This window comes from Marinospirillum sp., from assembly GCF_044810985.1.
GTDB lineage: Bacteria > Pseudomonadota > Gammaproteobacteria > Pseudomonadales > Halomonadaceae > Marinospirillum.
This window is the reverse complement of record NZ_CP085242.1, coordinates 1,049,115-1,069,925: the sequence shown is the minus strand read 5'-3', so window position 1 is coordinate 1,069,925 and position 20,811 is coordinate 1,049,115. Positions and strand designations below refer to the sequence as shown.

At 53.5% G+C, this 20,811-nt stretch carries 18 protein-coding genes; 10 read left to right on the top strand and 8 right to left on the bottom strand.

Going from position 1 to position 20,811, the window contains the following annotated elements:
• Positions 1-9: 9 nt before the first annotated feature.
• Positions 10-639, bottom strand: a complete 630-nt coding sequence (gene upp / locus LG323_RS05120; protein WP_310696598.1) for a uracil phosphoribosyltransferase — start codon at positions 637-639, stop codon at positions 10-12.
• 511 nt (positions 640-1,150) lie between these two features.
• Here upp and LG323_RS05115 point away from each other — a divergent pair.
• Positions 1,151-2,491 carry a sigma-54 interaction domain-containing protein gene (locus LG323_RS05115; RefSeq protein ID WP_404419611.1) on the top strand — a complete coding sequence of 447 codons (1,341 nt, stop codon included), beginning with the start codon at positions 1,151-1,153 and terminating at the stop codon, positions 2,489-2,491.
• Here LG323_RS05115 and LG323_RS05110 read toward each other — a convergent pair whose 3' ends face one another.
• The 4 genes from LG323_RS05110 to cysP form a co-directional block, all read right to left on the bottom strand.
• On the bottom strand, positions 2,492-3,640 hold the full coding sequence (locus LG323_RS05110) for a sulfate/molybdate ABC transporter ATP-binding protein (protein ID WP_404419609.1): 1,149 nt from the start codon (positions 3,638-3,640) through the stop codon (positions 2,492-2,494).
• A 220-nt stretch (positions 3,641-3,860) separates the two neighbouring features.
• Entirely contained in the window at positions 3,861-4,691 is an 831-nt protein-coding gene (cysW, locus tag LG323_RS05105; RefSeq protein ID WP_404419607.1) for a sulfate ABC transporter permease subunit CysW, read from the bottom strand.
• On the bottom strand, positions 4,688-5,551 hold the full coding sequence (gene cysT, locus LG323_RS05100) for a sulfate ABC transporter permease subunit CysT (RefSeq protein WP_310697389.1): 864 nt from the start codon (positions 5,549-5,551) through the stop codon (positions 4,688-4,690). Before cysT ends, cysW begins: the two co-directional genes overlap by 4 nt.
• A gap of 9 nt (positions 5,552-5,560) precedes the next feature.
• The gene (cysP, locus tag LG323_RS05095; protein WP_404419605.1) at positions 5,561-6,577 is read right to left on the bottom strand and encodes a thiosulfate ABC transporter substrate-binding protein CysP; all 1,017 of its coding nucleotides are present in this window, start codon (positions 6,575-6,577) and stop codon (positions 5,561-5,563) included.
• A 122-nt stretch (positions 6,578-6,699) separates the two neighbouring features.
• Here cysP and LG323_RS05090 point away from each other — a divergent pair, with 122 nt between their 5' ends.
• From LG323_RS05090 to LG323_RS05075, 4 genes are all read left to right on the top strand, one after another.
• Positions 6,700-7,293 (top strand): DNA-3-methyladenine glycosylase, encoded by a 594-nt coding sequence (locus LG323_RS05090; RefSeq protein WP_310697392.1) that lies wholly within the window; start codon positions 6,700-6,702, stop codon positions 7,291-7,293.
• Between the two features lie 108 nt (positions 7,294-7,401).
• Positions 7,402-8,205, top strand: coding sequence for a hypothetical protein (locus tag LG323_RS05085; protein WP_310697393.1), 804 nt, complete (start codon positions 7,402-7,404; stop codon positions 8,203-8,205).
• A 6-nt stretch (positions 8,206-8,211) separates the two neighbouring features.
• Positions 8,212-9,285 (top strand): agmatine deiminase, encoded by a 1,074-nt coding sequence (gene aguA / locus LG323_RS05080; RefSeq protein WP_404420110.1) that lies wholly within the window; start codon positions 8,212-8,214, stop codon positions 9,283-9,285.
• A 21-nt stretch (positions 9,286-9,306) separates the two neighbouring features.
• Positions 9,307-9,516 (top strand): hypothetical protein, encoded by a 210-nt coding sequence (locus LG323_RS05075; RefSeq protein ID WP_404419602.1) that lies wholly within the window; start codon positions 9,307-9,309, stop codon positions 9,514-9,516.
• 94 nt (positions 9,517-9,610) lie between these two features.
• On the opposite strand, the gene LG323_RS05070 is transcribed toward LG323_RS05075, so the two are convergent.
• The 3 genes from LG323_RS05070 to LG323_RS05060 form a co-directional block, all read right to left on the bottom strand.
• Positions 9,611-10,354: an RNA methyltransferase gene (locus LG323_RS05070; RefSeq protein ID WP_404419600.1), complete on the bottom strand. Its 744-nt coding sequence runs from the start codon at positions 10,352-10,354 to the stop codon at positions 9,611-9,613.
• Positions 10,355-10,375: 21 nt separating this feature from the next.
• Complete coding sequence (locus LG323_RS05065) at positions 10,376-12,406, bottom strand: transglycosylase SLT domain-containing protein (RefSeq protein WP_404419598.1); 2,031 nt, start codon at positions 12,404-12,406, stop codon at positions 10,376-10,378.
• Between the two features lie 130 nt (positions 12,407-12,536).
• A complete protein-coding gene (locus LG323_RS05060; RefSeq protein WP_404419596.1) occupies positions 12,537-13,718 on the bottom strand; it encodes an acetyl-CoA C-acyltransferase in 1,182 nt (393 codons plus the stop codon).
• Between the two features lie 122 nt (positions 13,719-13,840).
• On the opposite strand from LG323_RS05060, the gene LG323_RS05055 reads away from it, so the two are divergent.
• From LG323_RS05055 to LG323_RS05035, 5 genes are all read left to right on the top strand, one after another.
• On the top strand, positions 13,841-14,425 hold the full coding sequence (locus LG323_RS05055; RefSeq protein WP_310697399.1) for a TetR/AcrR family transcriptional regulator: 585 nt from the start codon (positions 13,841-13,843) through the stop codon (positions 14,423-14,425).
• 148 nt (positions 14,426-14,573) lie between these two features.
• Complete coding sequence (locus LG323_RS05050; protein WP_404419594.1) at positions 14,574-16,238, top strand: AMP-binding protein; 1,665 nt, start codon at positions 14,574-14,576, stop codon at positions 16,236-16,238.
• Positions 16,239-16,730: 492 nt separating this feature from the next.
• A complete protein-coding gene (locus tag LG323_RS05045) occupies positions 16,731-17,495 on the top strand; it encodes an SDR family NAD(P)-dependent oxidoreductase (RefSeq protein ID WP_404419592.1) in 765 nt (254 codons plus the stop codon).
• 11 nt (positions 17,496-17,506) lie between these two features.
• Positions 17,507-18,658: an acyl-CoA dehydrogenase family protein gene (locus LG323_RS05040; RefSeq protein ID WP_404419590.1), complete on the top strand. Its 1,152-nt coding sequence runs from the start codon at positions 17,507-17,509 to the stop codon at positions 18,656-18,658.
• Positions 18,659-18,927: 269 nt separating this feature from the next.
• A complete protein-coding gene (locus tag LG323_RS05035) occupies positions 18,928-20,811 on the top strand; it encodes a methyl-accepting chemotaxis protein (protein WP_404419588.1) in 1,884 nt (627 codons plus the stop codon).

Here is a 20,811-nt window from a genome sequence, read left to right as displayed (position 1 = left end):
GTTCCTTTCTTAACGTGTGCCAAAGATTTTATCGCCTGCATCACCCAGGCCCGGAAGAATATAGCCCTGCTCGTTCAGTCTCTCATCCAGTGAAGCCGTGTAGATTTCCACATCCGGGTGAGCCTGCTGAACCTTTTCCACACCCTCAGGCGCGGCGACCAGAACCAGCGCTTTGATGCTGGTGCAGCCGTGTTTTTTCAGCATATCCAGAGTCGCCACCATGGAGCCGCCAGTTGCCAGCATGGGGTCGATCACCAGGCCGATGCGTTCATCCAGGTTACCGGCAAATTTTTCAAAATAGGAAACCGGCTGCAAAGTTTCTTCATCCCGATACAGGCCGACTACGCTCACCTTGGCACTGGGCACCAGACGCAAAACACCATCCAGCATGCCGATACCGGCGCGCAGAATAGGCACCACGGTAACCTTTTTGCCCTTCAGGCGTTTAACCTGAATGCGATCTCCACTCCAGCTGGTGATGGTTTCATTTTCCAGTTCCAGGTCACGCGTAGCTTCATAAGTCAGTAGATTGCCCAGCTCATTGGTCAGCTCACGAAAGCTTTTGGTGCTGATATGCTCAGCACGCATTAAACCCAGTTTATGCTGAACCAGGGGATGATCAATAATATGCAAACTCATGGCGACCTCTTTGGCTGGATGACGGAAGACTAAAGTAGAAAGCATTATCCCGATTAAGGCCAAGAAGAACAATCCTGAAGGGCTGTCAAAAATGACATCTTAAACTGACATTTTTGACTTTAAAGCTTGGAATGGGTCAGCCTAGAAAATTCAGAAGAGGTTTTATTTAGTTTTAAATCAGTTGCTTATATTTTTTTATGGGTCTGGCACAGGCTTTGCTATATCACAGTATCCGCCTGATAACAGGAAACCCAAGGAGTTGATTATGAGCGATGACATCGATTTTGAAACCCTGAACCCCATCCTTTCATTGGTTCTTATTGTGGTCAGCCTGGTGATGGGCATTTTTCCTGCACTGCTGCAGCTCGGCCTTCACATGAGCTAAACCCTTTCAGACCCTGATCAGTGTTTGGCTGGTCATTTGCCCAAAGCGGGAGGTTTTCCCGCTTTGGGCTTTTTTTTGCCGAGTGAATCCGCTTTAATGACATTTTTGACACTAAGGCAGCAAGTCATGGCAGAAATCCGGAACTGGACTCAAGTGGAAATGAATTCCCTGCTGGATGCCATCAGCGAACCTGCTGCTCTTATTTCGCTGGACTATCAAATCAAGGCGGCCAATCAGGCTTATTATCAGACTTATGGCAGTACTCCGGGAATTCTGGGTCGCCACTGTTATGACGTGTCTCACGGTTTTGATCAACCCTGTGATCTGGCCGGTGAATCCTGCCCCTTGAAGCTTTGCCTGGAAACCCGGCAAAAACAGCGGGTTCTGCATCAGCATCAAACCCCTCTGGGTGAAGAGCATGTTGATGTGGAAATGAGTCCGATCCATAACCAGCAGGGGGATTTGATTGCTTTTCTGGAAATCCTGCACCTGGTCAAGGAAGCCAAGCCACGCGCAGCAGGAGGCGGCCTGATCGGTCGTTCTTCCGCCTTCAATGAAATGCTGGCTCTGATGCGCCGCGCTGCTCCCAGTGAAATCACCGTGTTGCTGCTGGGTGAAACCGGGACCGGCAAAGAGCTGGTTGCGCGGGCTCTGCATGATGCCAGCCCCCGCTCTGCCAAACCCTTTATTACCGTGGAGTGTTCAGGCCTGCCGGAAACACTGTTTGAAAGCGAGCTTTTCGGGCATGAAAAAGGTGCTTTCACCGGTGCGCTGGGTCGTAAAAATGGGCTGGTGGCTGCAGCGCATGGCGGTACTTTGTTTCTGGATGAGATCGGTGAAATTCCGCTCTCTCAACAGGTCAAACTCCTGCGCCTGATTGAAACCGGCAGTTATCGCAGTGTTGGCGGCATGGAGCCACAATATGCCAACTTCCGTCTGGTGTGTGCCACTCATCGTAATCTGGAAGAACAGGTTAAAGCCGGTGCATTCCGGGCGGATCTTTATTATCGGATTTCGGCTTTTCCCCTGCATCTTCCCAGCCTGGCCGAGCGACGCGAAGACCTGCCTCTGTTGGTCGAAGCCCTGTTGCAGCGTCTGCCTGGTGGCGAAGGGGTGCGGGTTGCCGAATCGACTCTGGAATGTCTGCGACACTATGCTTTTCCCGGCAATATAAGGGAATTGCGCAACTTTCTGGAAAGGGGGATTCTTCTGGCTGACAAGGGTGTGATTGCAGCCGAGCACCTGCCGGAATTCTGCAGAAAAGCTTCAGCCCCCGGAGCGGAGCAGCAAAACCAGGGGCTCTTTCAGCCCGGGGCTGTGCCTTTGCCCCTCAGGGAGCTGGAAAAGCGTTATCTGCAGGAACTGGCAACAAGCTACCCAGGCGACCGCAAGCAGTTGGCCCAGGAACTGCAAATCAGCGAGCGTAGCTTGTACCGCAAACTCAAGGGGCTTTACAGTCAAGACTGATTAAGCCAGAGCAAACCTTGCCTGTTCAGCTGTTTGCTGGTTATGGCGTTGCAAAGCCGGTGTCCAGGCCAAGGGCCGCGGTTGCGTTCTGTCCGGGGTGAAAAGCTGTGCCGCCAGAGGCAGGGCATAGCAGCGCTCGCCGCGTTGCGGTTGCCAGCTGTTGTACTCAGCATGACTGATGCCAGCTTCCCACAGCTCTTCACTGTGCCAGCCATCCGGTTCCAGCTCCAGGCGCACTTCAGCACCAATCAGGTTGACGGCCTTGATGGTCAGGGGAAGGTGTGCGCGGTGATCCGGCTTTTGCGCCAGAGTAATTTCATGCGACCTCAGGTACAACTGGCCGGATTCAGGGCTGAAACCTTCCGGGAAGGCCACCCAGGCTTCATCCTGTTTGAGTTGCTGGCCCAAAGCTGTGCCCTGGAAAACATTGACCTGACCCAGAAAGTCATAGACAAAACGGTTGGCAGGCTGGTGATAAAGATCCTCCGGCGTGGCTTCCTGCTCTATCTGGCCCTGGCTCATCACCACCACCCGGTCCGAAACTTCCAGAGCCTCTTCCTGGTCATGGGTGACAAAGACGCTGGTGAAACCCAGCTCATCATGCAGATCACGCAACCAGCGCCGCAGTTCTTTGCGCACTCTGGCATCCAGAGCACCAAAAGGCTCATCCAAAAGCAGAACGCGGGGTTGCATCGCCAGAGCACGGGCCAGGGCCACCCTTTGTTTCTGACCGCCGGAAAGCTGGGCAGGGTAGCGTTGTGCCAGGTGGCTCAGCTCGATCTTGTCCAGCAGTTCAGCCACCTGCTTTTTGATTTCCGCTTTGGTGGGGCGTTTGCCGGAAGGCTGAACATCCAGCCCGAAAGCGATATTGTCCGCCACCGTCATGTGGCGGAACAAGGCGTAGTTCTGAAAGACAAAGCCGACCTTGCGATCGCGCACATGCAGGTGGGTCATGTCCCGGTCACTGAACAGGATTTTGCCCGTATCTGTCGTTTCCAGACCGGCAATAATGCGCAAAAGTGTGGTCTTGCCGGAACCGGAAGGGCCCAGCAAGCCGACCATCTCACCTTCGCGAATCGTCAGATCCAGAGGCTTGATGGCCTGGAAATCGCCAAAGGTTTTACTGACGTTTTGAATTTGAATGCTCATAATTTTAGGCCTGTTATTAAAGTGGCTTTAGGCGAGGGATTACTTGTCAGGACGCGTAAATACATCCCTGTAAGCTCTGGCCACAACGTCCTGTTGTGGACAGCCTGACAAGCAACACCTCGCCCGCCATCAGCAAATTGAAATCTGTTTCTACCACTATCAATAATCCATACATCCTAAAATGTGGTGACCTGCACCTCTGAATCTTTTGTTGCCAAGCTTAGTGGGTTGCACGGTGCTGCTTCCATTCCAGCAGGGTTTTCACCAGCAGGGTGACCAATGCCAGGCTGGCCAGCAGGGCGGCGCTGGTGAAGGCTCCGACCAAGTTGTAATCCTGATATAAGAGTTCGACATGCAGCGGCAGGGTGTTGGTTTGGCCGCGGATGTTGCCGGAGACCACCGCCACGGCACCAAATTCACCCACGGCGCGGGCATTGGTCAGTACCACGCCATACAGCAGTGCCCATTGAATGTTGGGCAGGGTGACACGGCGAAACATCTGCCAGCCGTTGGCCCCCAGGCTGACGGCGGCTTCTTCTTCCGAGGAGCCCTGCTGTTGCATCAAGGGAATCAGTTCGCGGGCGACAAAAGGACAGGTGATAAAAACCGTCACCAGGACAATGCCCGGCCAGGCGAACATGAGTTGTAAATCATGCTCCATCATCCAGCTTCCCAGCCAGCCGTTGCTGCCGTAGAGCAGCAGGTATAAAAGACCCGCAACCACCGGGGAAACGGCAAAGGGAATGTCAATCAGGGTAATCAACAGTTTGCGGCCCGGAAATTCAAAACGGGTGACCAGCCAGGCGAGAAAGACCCCAAACACCAGATTCACGGGAACCGTCAGGGCAGCAACCATAAGTGTCAGGCCGATGGCATGCAGGGTGTAGCGGTCACTGAGGTTTTCCCAGAAAACACCGGCACCTGCGCTGAAGGCCTGGGCAAAAATGGCCACCAGAGGCATGACCAGCAGAAGGCCGATAAAAGTCAGGGCTGAGAGGATCAGCAGACGGCGCAGCCAGGGCTGATCACCGATTCTTTGTTGGTGCTTCATGCGATCCCCTTCAGCCTTTTCAGATAACGGGCCTGCCAGATGTTGACCAGAAACAGCAGGGTCAGGGAGGCCAGGAGAATAACCGAGGCGATGGCACTGGCCGCTGCATAGTCAAATTCCTGCAGACGGATATAGATCATCAGACTGGTGACTTCGCTGATGTAGGGCATATTGCCGGCAATAAAAATGATCGCTCCGAACTCACCCAGACTGCGGATGAAAGACAGGGCAATACCAATGACCAGCGCAGGCCAGATGCTGGGAAAAACCACCCGCCGAAAGACCGTCCAGTCGGTGGCACCCAGACTGAGGGCTGCTTCTTCATCACCGGAATTCAAATCTTCCATGACCGGCTGCACATTGCGCACCACAAAAGGCAGGCTGGTGAAGAGCATGGCCACCAGTATCCCGATGGGGTTGTAGGCCACTTCAATGCCGATTTTGGCCAGCCATGCCCCGTACCAGCCTTCGGAAGCAAACAGGGTGGCCAGGGTGATGCCGGCAACGGCCGTCGGCAGTGCAAAGGGTAGATCCACCAGGGCATCCACCAGGCGTTTACCGGGGAAGCTGTAGCGCACCAGTACCCAGGCCAGCAGCAGGCCGATAACCCCGTTAGCCAGGGATGCACCCAGAGCCATCAAGAGCGTCACTTTATAAGAAGCCAACACCCGGGTGTCGGTGATGACTGACCAGTATTCAGCCCAACTCATGCCGGAGGTTTGCACCAGCAGACCGGTCAGGGGCAGCAACAGGATCAGGCTGATGAACAGCAGGGAGATACCCAGACTCAGGGCAAAGCCCGGCAGAACCTGTCTGCCGGTTACTCTGAAAGGGTTACGTATCAGGCTGGCACTGGACATGATCTTTCCTTAGCGACGCTGCAGCTGATCCAGCTTGCCGCCACTGGCAAAGTGTTCTTTCATGGCCTTATCCCAGTTGCCAGCTATTTCCTGAATACCCAGCAGCTGCAGCTCGGGGAAGCGATCCGCAAATTCGGCACTGATTTCGTCGTCATAAACACGGTAGTTGAAACCGGCCAGGAGGCGCTGGGCTTCCTTGCTGTAAAGGTGTTCCAGATAAGCCCGGGCCAATTCCAGGTTGCCATTGCGTTCGGCATGACGGTCAACAACCGCAACGGGGAACTCGGCCAGGAAGCTGATTTTGGGAACCACAATTTCAAATTCCTGCTCGGGGAAAGCTTCAATAATGCCCTGGATTTCGGACTCAAAAGTCAGTAGAGCATCACCGATGTTTCTTTCCACGAAGGAGTTGGTGGCACCGCGGCCACCGGTATCAAACACCGCAACCTGGCCTAGCCAGCCTTTCATGAAAGAATCAATGGCTTGCTGATCGTCTGCAAAGGTTTTTTGGGCATAACCCAGGGCAGCCAGGTAGGAGTAACGGCCATTGCCCGAGGTTTTGGGATTGGGCATCACCAGATCCACTTCCTCGCGGGTCAGGTCATCCCAGTTGTGAATCTTCTTGGGGTTGCCTTTGCGAACCAGAAAAGCCATGGTCGAATAATAAGGCGAACTGGCATTGGGCAGACGCTGTTGCCAGTCTTCCGGTAAAAGCTTGCCCCGCTCATGCAGGATGTTAATGTCAGTGACCTGGTTGAAGGTTACAACATCCGCACGTAGCCCCTGGATAATGGCCTGGGCCTGGCGCGAAGAACCACCGTGGGACTGGCGGATTTCAAGGGTTTCACCGTTTTTTTCCTGCCAGTGTTCCTTGAACAGCTCGTTATAGCTGGCAAACAGCTCACGGGCAATGTCATAGGACGAATTCAGAAGGCTGGATTCGGCCAGAGCGGGCGTGGCTCCCAGGGTCAGACTGAGACCGACAAGCGCCAGCTTGCTTTTGAGTTTATTAAGAGTGAAGGGCATAAAAAGTGTCCTGAGTGGAGTCGTATTGAATGCTGCCAAGCCTAAACCCTATTTTGGGTTATAACAAGATGGCCTCTTAGATCCTTTTGTTAGATCAAGCTAACCAAAAATCAGGTAAAAAAATGCACTTCCCTGCTTTACAAAGAGATTTTTATGCCCGGCCCAGTCTGGAGGTTGCCCAGGATTTACTGGGTTGTTTGCTGGTGCGCCAACTGGATTCAGGACAAACCCTGGCAGCGCGGATTGTTGATCTGGAAGCCTACATCGGCCAGGAAGACACGGCCTGCCATGCCTCCAAGGGACGCACACCCAGAACCGAGGTGATGTTTGGGGAGCCGGGCCATGCCTATGTGTATCTGATTTACGGCCTTCACCATCTGCTGAACCTGGTGACCGAAGAGGCAGGGCAGCCCTGTGGGCTGATGTTACGCGCTCTGGAGCCCGTGCATAACTGTGAAGTGATGCGGGAAATAAGGCCGGTAAAGGGGCGCAATCTCTGTAACGGGCCGGGCAAACTGACTCGGGCTCTGGATGTGGATCGCCAGTTCAATCGCTGGGATCTTTGTAGCGGTCAGCAGCTGTGGGTGGCACCGCGTCCCGCACCTCTGACCGAGCCGGTGGGGCGGGGCCCCCGAGTTGGTATTGATTATGCCGACCAGAAAGACCGTGAAGCCCCCTGGCGTTTCTGGCTGGAGGGTAACCCCTGGGTTTCTTAAACAAGGGTTAACATAGGGAAGTGGAAAGCCTACAGGATTAAAGGTATATTCATGTTCACTCTATGACATTTTCGACCCTTCAATTAAATCATTAAATCGGAACTGACCATGATTGCTCTTATCGTTTCCAGCGTCATCGTTGTCCTCGCTTTTGTTACGCTGTTTCTGGTTCATCACAATAAGATCAAGGAAGAGAAACGTATACAGCTGGAACGTCAGGTGAAAGAGCTGGACAGTCAGGCCAAGCGTTATGAGCCGCTGGTGACAAAAATCCGCCCCCATCTTCTCCCGCATGGCCTGCGCGTTGGCCTGGCCGAGCGCTGGATTCAGATTCTGCACCAGCGTCAGGATCTGGGCGACAAGAACCCCGATTTTCTGGAGCAACTGGCCGATGCCGAGGAGCGGGTTCGGGATATCAAGACCCAGACCAACCCGCCTGTGCAGCCCATTGAAGACAAGCAAAAAGGCCAGGAAGTTCTGAATCAGCTGAAAAACGTGCAATTCCTGATCATGAAGGATTATCGCGATGGCAAGTTGAGTGAAACCAAGGGCCAGCAGTTTATGACCGACCTGCGTCATGCCGCCACCCAGGTGGTGATTGAAATGAATCAGGCCCAGGCCAATGAGCAGTTGAAAAACAAAAAGTATCGGGCGGCCATGATTTACTTCAACAACATCATGAAAGAGCTGAAAAAGTACAAGGGAACGGATCAAACCCAGTTCCGCGATGTCTTGCATGAAACCAAGTCAGCCATTGAAAAAATAAAACCTCTGGCCCAACAAGAGCTGAGCTCCGGCCCCAATATGTTGGCTGCAGGTATGGAAGATATGGAAGAGGAAGAAAACTTCCAGTCGGATATGCAGAAAGCCGTGATGGCCAGTAAAGCCAAGGCTCGCAGCCAAAGAGCCTGATTGCGCGTGACCTCCTGCTTTTATATGCCCGCCGAATGGGCACCGCATCGGCAGACCTGGATGCTGTGGCCGCAAAGAACGGATAACTGGCGTCTGGGTGCCAAACCCGCGCAAACTGCTTTTGCCCGCGTGGCCCTGGCGATTGCCCACTTTGAACCGGTGAGCGTCGGCGTGAATGCCGACCAGTATGAAAATGCCTGCAACCGCCTGCAACACCCCAATATTCGAGTGGTGGAGCTTTCCAGTGATGATGCCTGGGTCCGGGATACCGGACCAACCTTTGTGGTGAATTGTGAAGGTGAATTGGCCGGAATGGACTGGGAATTCAATGCCTGGGGCGGTTTGCAGGGGGGGCTTTATTTTCCCTGGAAAAGGGATGATCAGGTGGCCAGCAAGATTCTGCAGCTGGAAAAAATTCCCCGGATTCGCACCCAGGGCCTGGTGCTGGAAGGCGGTGCCTTTCATGTCGATGGTGAAGGAACCCTGATTACCACGAAAGAATGCCTGCTGAACTCCAACCGCAATCCTCATCTGACCCAGGCGGCCATTGAATCTGAATTGCAGCAATATCTGGGGGTGGATAAGATCATCTGGTTGCCTGAAGGTCTGTACAATGACGAAACCGATGGGCATGTCGATAACTTTTGCTGCTTTGTTCGTCCCGGAGAAGTCCTGCTGGCCTGGACGGATGATGATCAGGACCCCAATTTCCAGCGCTGTCAGGCTGCACTTGAGGTTCTGGAAAAGACTTGTGATGCCCAGGGACGCAGCCTGAACATTCATAAGTTGCCCTTGCCTTCACCTCTGTATGCAACCGCTGAAGAATGTGAAGGGGTGGATGCTGTGGAAGGCACCCAGCCCCGCGATCCAGGCACCCGCCTGGCAGGCAGCTATGTCAATTTTTTGATCGTGAATGGTGGCATTGTTGCACCCAGCTTTGCTGTGCCTGAAGATGCCCAGGCCGAAGCCCTCCTGCAACAGCTCTTTCCCGAGCGCCAGGTGGTGATGCTGCCGGGACGGGAAATTCTTTTGGGTGGTGGTAATATCCATTGCATCACCCAGCAGCAACCCCTGCCATGAAGGGATATATAGGAAAGTTCAATGCTAGTGACTGATGCCAAAAAGCAGGAAATTCTTCAGGCGATCAGCCAGACACGAAGCCTGGCGGATAAAGCCACCATTTTTCGGATTGAGATGGTGCATGGTAACTGCACCATGCTGTGCCCCGGTGGCGTGGAGATCGAAAAAGCAGTCACCAGTGCCTTGAGCCGTTTTGGTGAAGAAAGGGTTTTGACCATCCAGCCTCAGTAACCAGAAAACCTGATTAACTATTGCGCTTGCTTATACTGCGTTGAAATTGTCTAACCTGCGCTCATCACGTTAATCAAAGGCTCCCTGGCTTCTTTTATTCGCTTTTTTCTTCGGCCTGCTGGCAGGCCAGGCCCTGCTTTTCCATGCGGCTGATCATGCTGCGTAGCAATCCCAGCTCCTGAATGTCCGGTCGTGCACGCCGAAACAGGGTGTTGAGTCGGGCCACAGATTTGTGGGATGCACCCTTCAGCATGCCGCTGGCTTCCAGGGCCTTTTCCAGGTGTTGCTCAAATCCCAGAACAGCATCCAGGCTGGGATAGTCCCGCTGCTCGGCTGTTGAGGGGGGTTGCTGTTCCTGACTGGCCTGAAAAACCTCATAGCAAAGCAACTGTACGGCTTGCGCCAGATTGAGAATATTGTAGTTGGGGTTGCCGGGAATGCTGACCTGGTGGGTGCAAAAAGCCAGCTCTTCATTGTGCAACCCTGTACGTTCCCGGCCAAAGACCAGCGCTACTTCCGCATGGTGGCTTTCCTGAACCGCCTGGGTGCCGGTTTGCCGGGTAGTCAGTTCGGTCAGCGACTGATTTCTCAGGCGGGCACTGGCTCCGATGACCAGGGAGCAATCTGCTACGGCTTCCTGCATGGATTCACAAACCTGGGCGGTGTCCAGGAGGTCACTGGCTCCGGCGGCCATGCGGGTTGCTTCTGCATCCGGGTAGCTGACGGGGTTGACCAAGTACAGGCGTTCCAAGCCCATGGTTTTCATGGCACGGGCTGCAGAACCGATATTGCCGGGATGGAAGGTTTGCACCAGTACAATACGAATTTTTGGAAACATGGTTTTCTCGAACACAGGGGATTAGCTTTCAGGTGTTTTGGGGGTGTCTCTGACCAGCTGCAGTTGTTGTTGCTGTAAACGCCAGGCATAGACTTCACGAAAAGCCAGGATGCTTTTCACATAGTCACGGGTTTCGGCATAAGTGATCTGTTCAACCCAGCGCGGGTCGGTGTCTTTACCCAACTGCTGTTGCCATTTGCTGGCTCGTGAAGGTCCGGCATTATAGGCGGCAGCAGCCAGAGTGGGATTGTTCTGGTAGCGCTGCATCAGCCTGGCAAGATAGTGGACGCCAATTGGCAGGTTGTATTCAGGCTTAAGCAGATCACTTTCTGCAAGCAGTGGGGTTTGCAACTGTCTGGAAACCTGCTGCCCGGTTGTGGGCATGACCTGCATCAGACCTAGTGCGCCAACATGAGAGCGGGCCTCCGGGTTGAAAAGGCTTTCCTTGCGGATCAACGCCAGTACCAGAGCCAGATCCAGATTGGCTTTCTTTGCCAGAGGTCGGAGCTGATCCAGGTGAGCCAGTGGGAAGCGCAGCTCCAGAGCATTCTGAGAACCGGCATTATGGATGGCATTGACACTGCGGTCATACCAACCCCAGTTTTGAGCCAGCCAGGCGGCCTGTTGCCAGGTGGCAGTGGAAGCCTCGGCGAGAGTGTGATGCCATTCCCGGCGTGCATCTTCAACAAAACCGGTCAGATAGAGTTCACCGGCCCGCTGAATCCCCGGCTTTTCGCTCAATGCCTGCAGGGGTACTGCATTCAAGGGAGCGGGACTGGCATTCATCTGGGGTGGTACCCCCAGTTCTCTGGCAGCTAGAAAACCATAGTAGTTACGCACTTGCGCCAGAGACTCCAGAAGAGGTTCGGCTGTTTCGGGCTGATCACTTTCCAGGTAGGCTTTGGCCAGCCAGTAGCGCCATTCATTGCTTTGACTTAATGCTTCCGGCAACTCTTGAATCGCCGCAACCAGCTTCTGCCAGTTGCCACGGCGCAATTGGGTACGAGCAAACCACTCTCTGCCTTCGGCGGTGCGCCTGTTTTCGGGAACCTCTGCAAACAACTCCAGAGTGTCGGGCGCATTGCGCCAGGCCGCGCGGATCGCGAGAAGTTCGTGCACCCTGTAGGCAGAAGCAGCTGTGAGTAACTCCTTGTCCTCAAGTTGCTGGATGAAGCGCTGGGTCTGGCTGGGGTGACTGCTGGCATGCTGTTCTAATAAATCCAGCAGGACTTCGTTGCCCAGTTCCGGCTGGGTTTCCAGTTCAGCGGCGCGATCCTCGACGGCTGCCTGAAGGCGATTGGCCGGGTTCAGACGTCCACGCCGCCAGAAGTCCAGAAATTGCCGCTGCTCTTTACTCAGGTGTTCACGGTAGTCCCAGGCTTTCTGTGTCTGCCCTGCCCGCATTAGGCCCAGGGCTCCCTGCCAATAATCATCCTGGCTCAGAAAGCCCAGTTTGCTGAGAGATTGGCGTAAGGGTTCGCAACTGGAGGGCAGGGGCTGGTTATCGCGCCAGAATTGGGCACTGGTTTCCAGCCAACTGAGACTTCTGCCTTGAAGGTTACCTTCTGCCTGGAGGCGGTAGCACTCCAGCTGTGGGTCACTGAATGCCTGGGAGCCGGCAACAAGGGTATAGGTTTTCCAGTCCTGCTTTCTGCCCAGTTGAACCAGCCATTCCTCTTTTAGCTTGTCATGGAAAGCTGTGCCTTGATGGTGACGTAAAAAAGACAAAAGCTGTTCATTATCCACCAGTTGGTAGGCAAGCTGATTACGAAACAGCTGATATTCCAGGTAAGGGGCAAGCGGGTAGCCCTGCAGCTCGACCAGGGTTTCACTTAAATCCGGCAGTTGGCCTTTTTTAAGTTCCTGGTAGGTTTCAATAAAAAGCTCACGCTTTTCGCTGCTGGGCTGAAAACTGTCGGGCTGGGGGCCAAAAAAAGCCGAAGTGGTGGAGATGATCGAGAAAAACAACAGCAAACTGGTGGCCAGCACAAGTAACCCGGCTTTGTAGCGGGTGCTTTCTGGAAAACGCAGCCAGGGAGTTGGTCGTGCCATTGCTTAAACCTCGGTGGAGTCTTGCTTGATGCTTGCATGGTAGCTAAAGCGGAGGTTCAGGAGAAGTAAAAACTGCCCGGCTGTTGCTGCCGGGCAGTGATAGGGCGGTTGGGTGCTTAAAAGTGATGCTTTAAATCAGTTCAATAGCAACAGCGGTTGCTTCGCCACCGCCGATGCAGAGGCTGGCAATGCCTTTTTTCTTGCCTTCCTGCTCCAGGGCATGCATCAGGGTCACCAGCAGGCGCGAACCGGTGGAGCCGATGGGATGGCCCTGAGCACAGGCACCGCCGTAGATGTTGGTTTTTTCATGGGGAATGCCCAGACCATCCATCGCCAGCAGGGTGACCACGGCAAAGGCTTCATTGATTTCAAAGAGATCCACTTCATCCAGTGTCCAACCGGCTTTGTCCAACACCTTCTCAATGGAGCCAATCGGGGCCAGGGTGAATTCGCTGGGTTCACGGGAGTTGGTGGCATGCGCAACAAGGCGTGCCTTGGGCTTGAGGCCGCGTTTTTGGGCTTCGGATTCACGCATCAAGACCAGCGCGGAAGCACCATCGGAAATGGAGCTGGAGTTGGCTGCGGTGACGGTGCCGTCTTTTTTGAAAGCCGGACGCAGGGAAGGAACCTTCTCGATATTGGCCTGATGGGGCTGTTCATCGTCTTCCACGACCACGTCACCCTTGCGTGACTTGATCGTAACCGGAACGGTTTCCGCCTTCAGCTTGCCGTTTTCGATGGCCGTCATGGCACGCTTCAGGGAGTTGATGGCAAAGTTGTCCAGGGTTTCGCGGGTGTAGCCTTTATCATCGGCCACTTCCTGGGCAAAAACACCCATCAGCTTACCGGTGCGGGCATCTTCCAGGCCATCCAGAAACATGTGATCCTTGATCTCACCATGCCCCAGGCGATAGCCACTGCGTGCCTTGGTCAGCAGGTGAGGTGCGTTGGACATGCTCTCCATGCCACCCGCCACCATGATGTCATTGCTGCCTGCCTTGATCAGGTCGTGAGCCAGCATCACCGCTTTCATACCCGAGCCACACAGCTTGTTGATGGTGGTGGCTCCGGTGGAAACAGGAATTTCGGCATTCATCATGGCCTGGCGTGCAGGACCTTGTTTGACGCCTGCTGGGAGAACACAACCCATGATGACTTCCTGAATGTCGGTGGGCTGAAGGCCCGCGCGACGAATGGCATCGGCAATGGCAAAGCCGCCGAGTTCAGGGGCTGTCAGGCTGGAGAGTGCACCCTGAAGTCCGCCCATGGCGGTACGGGCACCGGATACGAGAACAATTGAATCTTGCTGCATGGAAATACCTCTTTATCAATCTGGATTTGTTATGGCTATAGAGTGCCGCTTGACCTCATGAATGGCTAGGGGTAGTTTGTGACCCGCAAGTCATAAAACCAAGCAAGCGCTAGTTAACTCACATGAACTTAAACAAGAATTCAAAAAGACGCAAGGAGCTGGTGGCGATAGCCGCCCGCCTTTTCTGTGACCAGGGTTATGAGTCAACCACCGTCCGCATGCTGGCGGACGCCATGGGTATCAAGTCTGGCAGTCTTTTTCATCATTTCAATGATAAGCAGGAAATCCTCTTTGCGGTAATAGAATCGGGGATGCAGCATGCCATGCAGATTGCCACCCAGGCTTTGGAAGGTCTGGAGCAACCCAGGGATCGCCTCTATGCCCTGGCCAGAGCTCATCTTTCCACCCTTCTGGAAGACAGGGATGCCCACGTCGTCGCGATTTATGAGTGGCGGAGTCTGACGCAAGCTTCACGCCAGGAGCTGGTCAAACTCAGGGATGCCTATGAAAGCATCTGGACTCAGGTCATTGCGGAGTGTCAGGGAAAAGGCCTGATGGCCGGAAATCAGGGGCTGCAAAGGCGTCTGGCTTTGGGAGCACTCAACTGGACGGTGCAATGGTATCGGCCTGGTGCAGGTCTGGAACCGGATGATCTGGCTCAGGAACTGGTCGCCATGGTCTTGCGCGAAGAGGCTTGCGAGAAATAAAAGTCTGGGTTAGGCTTGATTAAAACCGAGCGCTTGCTCGGAAAAGTTTTCACAGAGGCGGCCCGTGTGTCGCCTTTATTTAAAGTAACAAGTTGACGTTTACGTCAAGGTTATACAAAAACAACAAGTGACCGACCGGAGGTGATCCATGGCCGAAATCGCAGAAGCACAAGACTATGCAGCATTCATGCAGTCTTTTCAGTTGGCAGATGTCGAGAAGCAACTTCAGGGCAGCATGCAGGAAGGCTTTAACGCCTTCACCGAATGTTGTGGCCGTCATGCCCAGGGCAGCAAGGCCAGCCAGCCTGCTTTGATTCACGAAGATACCGAGGGCAAAGTCACACAGATGACCTTTGCTGAATTGGATGCCTTCTCCGGTAAGCTGGCCAACCTGATGAAAAGCCAGGGCGTGGGCAAGGGTGACCGGGTGGCTGCCATGTTGCCGCGTACACCGGATCTGCTGGCACTGATTCTGGCCGCCTGGCGTCTGGGTGCGGTTTACCAGCCCTTGTTTACTGCCTTTGGTTATGAGGCCATTGAATATCGTCTGACCCAGGCCAAAACCAAACTGGTATTCACCGATGCCGAGAATCGTGAAAAATTCAAGCCCATCAAAGATCTGCCCGGTATGGTGATGATCGGCACGGAAGCTGAAGCCGAACAATGGGAAGACCTGCATTACGCCAGTCTTCTGGCGAATCAAGCGCCGGAATGTGAAGCACCGGTTCTGGATGCCGAAGAGCCTTTTTTACAGATGTTTACCTCCGGCACTGTCGGCAAGTCCAAAGGTGTGGCGGTTCCGGTCAAGGCACTGCCTGCCTTCTATCTTTACATGCGTTATGCCATCGACCTTCAGGAAGGTGACAACTTCTGGAATATGGCCGACCCCGGTTGGGCTTATGGCCTCTACTATGCCATCACCGGCCCACTGCTGCTGGGTGTGACCACCCACTTTAATGAAGCGGGTTTCACGGCCGAAAACACCCTGGAATTTTTGAAGAAGCACAAGATTTCCAACCTGGCTTCTGCCCCCACTGCCTACCGGATGATGAAATCTAGCGGCATTCTGGATGGCAAGTCTGATGAGCTTTTCCTGCGGGTTGCCAGCTCTGCCGGTGAGCCTTTGAACACCGAAGTGGTCAACTGGGTTGGTGATAACCTGGGTTGCCGGGTCATGGATCACTACGGCCAGACCGAAACCGGCATGACCTGCTGCTGCCACCATGCTTTGACGCATCTTTCGCCTGTCGGCTCCATGGGCATGCCCATGCCCGGTTACCGTCTGGCGATTCTGGATGCTGAATACAAGGAACTGGAAGCCGGGCAAACCGGGCAGTTGGCTGTGGATATGGAAAACTCCCCGGCGTTTTTCTTTCAGGGTTACACCTGGCAGGAGAAAAAACCTTTCCATGACAAGTATTACCTGACCGGTGATGTCGTGGAAATGCACGAAGACGGCACCTTCTGGTTTGCCGGACGCGACGACGACATCATCACCACCGCCGGCTACCGTGTTGGCCCCACCGATGTCGAAAACACCGTGCTGGAACACCCCGCTGTGGCGGAATCCGCCGCAGTAGGCAAGCCCGATGAACTGCGTGGCTATGTGATCAAGTCCTTTGTGGTACTCAAGGACGGCCAGGAACCCAGCGATGGCCTGGTCAAAGACATCCAGGCACTGGTGCGCGAACGCCTCTCGGCTCATGCTTTCCCACGGGAAATCGAGTTTGTTGAGGCGCTGCCCAAAACACCCAGCGGCAAAATTCAGCGGTTTATCTTGCGCAAGCAGGCAGAGCAGGAAGCTGAGGATTAACTATTGCGCTTGTTTATGCTGTGTTGAAATTGAACTCAAAATGCTCATTTACTTTATGTAAACTCCGCTTTTTCGCTCAATTTCGCCTTGCCTAACCTGCGCTCATAACGTTAATCAAATGTAGTCACGGCAAGGTGATCGGCGACCAGCGGAGCAGGGACTGCGCAGCGCGGCGCTTGAGGGCAGCTATCGCTTTCCTTGCTTTCGCTGCACTTATGCATCCATGCATGTCGCGGGAAAGCCGAATGCGGCGAAGAGCCGGTTACCTTGCAAAAGTGACTGTCTTTCGGCGCAGGGCAACCTTGCCGTGATCCGACACTCTGCTGTTTGGCGCAGGGGGCTGATTGGTCAGGCTGTTCACAACAGGAGGTTGTGACCAGAGCTTACAGGGATGTATTTACGCGTCCTGACCAACAGCACGCTGCAGGCGAACTTTTAGAACCTGAGGCTCCCTGGAAATTTTTACAATTTGATATAAGAGAAGACAGGCTGATGAAAATCGATCAACAAACCTTTCTGATTACCGGCGGCGCTTCCGGCCTCGGTGAAGCCACGGCCCGTTATCTGGTCGCACGTGGTGGCGGGGTGGTACTGGCGGACTTGAATGCCGAAGCGGGTGAAAAGCTGGCTGCTGAACTGGGCGATGCGGCTGTTTTCAGTTCTTGTGATGTGACTTCCGGTGAACAGGTACAGGCTGCCGTGGATCTGGCGATCAGCCAGTTTGGCAGTCTTTCCGGTGTGATTAACTGTGCCGGTATTGTTGTGGTGCAGAAGTTGTTGGATCGTGATTTGAATCCGGCGAATCTGGATGCTTATGCCAAGGGGATCAATATCAATCTGGTGGGCAGTTTCAATGTCGCACGTCTGGCAGCTGCGGCCATGGCCAAATGCGAGCCTCAAGAAGATGGTGAGAGGGGCGTGATTATCAATACCGCCTCTATTGCTGCGTTTGATGGTCAGGTGGGGCAGGCCAGTTATGCCTCCTCCAAGGCCGGTGTTGTGGCTCTGGGGCTGCCGCTGGCGCGGGAACTGTCACGTCACGGCATTCGAGTGATGACCATTGCACCGGGTGTTTGCGGTACACCGATGATGAGTGGTATTCCCGATGAAGCCCGCGAGCAGTTGGAGGCCGGTGTACCCTTCCCCAAGCGTTTGGGCAAGCCGGAAGAGTTTGCTTCCCTGGCGGCGCATATCATTGAAAACACCTACCTGAATGGTGAAGTCATCCGTATGGATGGTGCCATCCGTATGACTTGAGGGCTGTGACCATGAACTTTGAACTCACTGAAGAGCAGGCACTGATTCAGGACACCGCCCGCCAGTTTGCGGAAGGTGTATTGGCTCCCAAAGCTGCAGAACTGGATGCCACGGCTGATCCGGAAATTCTCAAAGACCACTTGCGCCAACTGGCCGAGCTGGGCTTTATGGGCCTGAACGTCTCAGAGACCTACGGCGGTGCTGAGGTTGGCACGGTTGCCTTTTCTCTGGCGATTACCGAACTGGCACGGGCTTGTGCTTCCACAGCCGTTTCTGTTTCGGTCAGCAATATGGTCGCGGAAGTGATTCAGGCCATAGGCACGGATGAGCAAAAACAAGAGTACCTACCCAAACTCTGTTCCGGTGAGTTCTATGGTGGCAGCTTTTGCCTGACCGAAACCGAAGCGGGTTCCGATCCTGCGGCGATGAAAACCCGTGCGGTGAAAGACGGGGATTCCTGGGTGCTGAACGGCACCAAGGTGTGGATTTCCACAGCGGCGATTGCCGGGGTTTATGTGGTCTGGGCGGTGACTGACCCGACAGCACCCAAGGGCAAGGGTATTTCCTGCTTTCTGGTTCCTACGGGAACACCCGGCTTGAAGGTGGGCAAGCCCGAACAAAAGATGGGTCAGAAGGGTTCCGGCACCCATGAGGTGGTTTTTGAAGACTGCCGTATTCCTTTGGATGCCTTGATGGGTGCTGAAAATCAGGGCTTCAAAATCGCAGTGACCGAACTGGCTGGTGGCCGGATTGGTATTGCTTCTCTGGCTCTGGGTGTAGCGGGTGCAGCTCTGGATTATGCCCGGGATTATATCAAGGAGCGCAAACAGTTTGGTCGCCCCCTGGCCGATTTTCAGGGCCTTCAGTGGATGCTGGCGGATCACTGCACAGAGATGGAGGCGGCGCGCTTGCTGACGATGCAGGCAGCCTCCCTGAAAGAAGCCGGTCAACCCTTTGCTCACCAAGCCTCCATGGCCAAGCTGATGGCGACCGAAAAGGGCAATCAGGCCTGCTATGCCGCCCTCCAGCTTCTGGGCGCCAATGGCTATATGAAAGACTACCCGCTCGAGCGTTATGCCCGTGATATTCGTGTCACCAGCATCTACGAAGGCACCAGTGAAATCCAGAAAGTCATTATCGCCCGCAATCTCTTCAGCAACTGACCCCACCTGACTGTATATCCCATTATTTTTCCATGATTCATCCAGATGAGTTTTCTCGTCTGGATGAATCATGAGGTTGTAACAAAAAAATCCGAGCCTTGAGCAAGAAAAAAAACCTTGGATGACTAAAATTTGAAGCTTGGCCTAGTTTGCAAAAGGTTACGGCCTTGTGTTTCAAGGTTTGATTTTTGACCTCACACAATTATTGGTTTTTTGGGATCGTTGGTTGCCTGAAATATCAGCATTGAAATGCCGTGTGAAGGGATTACTTGGGTGGTTTAAAAATGACTTTATCATTTGAAAAGAAATTATTGCTGTCTGTTGCTGGCCTCTTGCTTATTTCACTGGTATTGCTGAGCGCAGTCTCAGCATCCTTGTTACAACGCGAAGTACAGCAATCTGTCCGCAGTGAGATGCAGCACAGTCTGCAACAGATCAAGTCTATGACAGGCAGTTGGCTGGAAAGCCGCGCTGATGTTTTGCGAGCTTTCAGCCAACAGATGAGTGATCAACCGGGTGATCACTGGCAAGAGCCTTTGACCTTAGCGCGCCGAGCCGGACACTTTGATCTGGTTTATGTCGGTACTGAAGATGGACAAATGCTGATGTCGCAACCGGAAGCAAACCTGCCACCCGATTTTGATCCCCGAACACGCCCCTGGTATAAGCAGGCAATACAGGAAAATCAACTGATTGTGACACCTCCCTATCAGGATGCAGGTTCAGGTGATTTGATCATGTCCATGGGGCTACCGATGCAGGATAACAAAGGTGATGTGTTGGCTAGTGATATGACACTTACCGCTATAGTGGAGCAATTGTTATCAACTGAGACACGCTGGGCATCCCAGTTGTGGGTATTGGATGAAAAACAACAAGTACTGATTCATGAAGATTCTGCCTTATTGCAAAAGCCATTCCAGGAGCTTGTGCCTAACTTGGCGTTACCTGCTGCAGGCGAACTGGCTGAGTTGAATTATCAAGGGCGGAAATGGATAGTCTCGACGGTTAACCTGCCGGAAGCAGGGTGGACTTTTCTTTTGATGATGGATGCATCTGAAGCCTATGCAGGAATGCTTGACTTGGCCTGGCAAGTGGGTGTGATATCTCTATTGGTTCTGCTCTTCTGCATGATTGTTTTGTATTTTTTGATTAATTATCTAATTCGTCCACTGAAAAACCTATCGCATGCATTGCAGGAGATTTCAACTGGAGAAGCGGATCTGACACAGCGATTGGAAGTAACCAACGCCGATGAGTTTGGCCATATGAGTCAGGCTTTCAATCAGTTTGTGGAGCGTTTGCAACAACTGTTACGACAGGTGCTGCAGTTGAGTCAACGTCTGGATAATGAAGCAGAGGCTACCCGCGAGCAGGTTGTTGAAAGCCTTGAGAAACTGAGTAATCAACAGGGCGAAGTTTCGCAGATGGCTAGTGCTGTCAATGAAATGTCAGCTGCCACTGCAGAAATTGCTAATAATGCAGAACAGACAGCGGAAAAAGCTCACGGGGCTGTGGATTCAACACGCGAAGGTATGAAGCTGGTTGAAAGCAATCGTCAGAGCATTGTTCAACTGGCTGAGCAATTGAACAAAGGCATGCAAGCCTTGAATGAGGTGGATGTTCAGGTGCAAGACATTACCGGGATTCTTGCAACTATTCAGGGAGTGGCGGAACAAACCAATCTGCTAGCCCTGAATGCTGCCATAGAAGCGGCGCGTGCCGGTGATCATGGTCGAGGCTTTGCTGTGGTTGCTGATGAAGTTCGCTCCTTGTCACAGCGAACTCATGAAGCGACCCATGAAATCCGACAGATGATAGAAACACTGCAGCTTTCAACCGGTCAAGCAGTGAAAATCATGCAAATCTGTCATGATCAGACGGAGCATAATGTTGACGGAAGTCGCCAGGCCGCTGAGCACCTGCAGTTGATAGATAAGATGAATGGGAGCATCCGTGATATGGCAACTCAGATTGCCAGTGCTGTAGAAGAGCAGAATGCTGTCACCAGTGAAATGAGTGGTAATGCAGAAAGCATTCGTGAAGTCTCGGATCAGCTGACCGGCCAGTCTGAAGTTTCGCATGAAAGAGCTAATGCACTGCGAAAGGCTGTAGATTCGCTACAGCAACTAATGAAAAGTTTTAAAGTTTGA

Bases quoted from the DNA above. Each gene is read 5' to 3' on its own strand.
- upp (WP_310696598.1), bottom strand. From the start codon at position 639: ATGAGTTTGCATATTATTGATCATCCCCTGGTTCAGCATAAACTGGGT.
- LG323_RS05045 (WP_404419592.1), top strand. From the start codon at position 16,731: ATGAAAATCGATCAACAAACCTTTCTGATTACCGGCGGCGCTTCCGGC.
- LG323_RS05070 (WP_404419600.1), bottom strand. From the start codon at position 10,354: ATGTTTCCAAAAATTCGTATTGTACTGGTGCAAACCTTCCATCCCGGC.
- LG323_RS05050 (WP_404419594.1), top strand. From the start codon at position 14,574: ATGGCCGAAATCGCAGAAGCACAAGACTATGCAGCATTCATGCAGTCT.
- LG323_RS05055 (WP_310697399.1), top strand. From the start codon at position 13,841: ATGAACTTAAACAAGAATTCAAAAAGACGCAAGGAGCTGGTGGCGATA.
- cysT (WP_310697389.1), bottom strand. From the start codon at position 5,551: ATGTCCAGTGCCAGCCTGATACGTAACCCTTTCAGAGTAACCGGCAGA.
- LG323_RS05115 (WP_404419611.1), top strand. From the start codon at position 1,151: ATGGCAGAAATCCGGAACTGGACTCAAGTGGAAATGAATTCCCTGCTG.
- LG323_RS05075 (WP_404419602.1), top strand. From the start codon at position 9,307: ATGCTAGTGACTGATGCCAAAAAGCAGGAAATTCTTCAGGCGATCAGC.
- LG323_RS05090 (WP_310697392.1), top strand. From the start codon at position 6,700: ATGCACTTCCCTGCTTTACAAAGAGATTTTTATGCCCGGCCCAGTCTG.
- LG323_RS05110 (WP_404419609.1), bottom strand. From the start codon at position 3,640: ATGAGCATTCAAATTCAAAACGTCAGTAAAACCTTTGGCGATTTCCAG.
- cysP (WP_404419605.1), bottom strand. From the start codon at position 6,577: ATGCCCTTCACTCTTAATAAACTCAAAAGCAAGCTGGCGCTTGTCGGT.
- LG323_RS05065 (WP_404419598.1), bottom strand. From the start codon at position 12,406: ATGGCACGACCAACTCCCTGGCTGCGTTTTCCAGAAAGCACCCGCTAC.
- LG323_RS05040 (WP_404419590.1), top strand. From the start codon at position 17,507: ATGAACTTTGAACTCACTGAAGAGCAGGCACTGATTCAGGACACCGCC.
- LG323_RS05060 (WP_404419596.1), bottom strand. From the start codon at position 13,718: ATGCAGCAAGATTCAATTGTTCTCGTATCCGGTGCCCGTACCGCCATG.
- cysW (WP_404419607.1), bottom strand. From the start codon at position 4,691: ATGAAGCACCAACAAAGAATCGGTGATCAGCCCTGGCTGCGCCGTCTG.
- LG323_RS05085 (WP_310697393.1), top strand. From the start codon at position 7,402: ATGATTGCTCTTATCGTTTCCAGCGTCATCGTTGTCCTCGCTTTTGTT.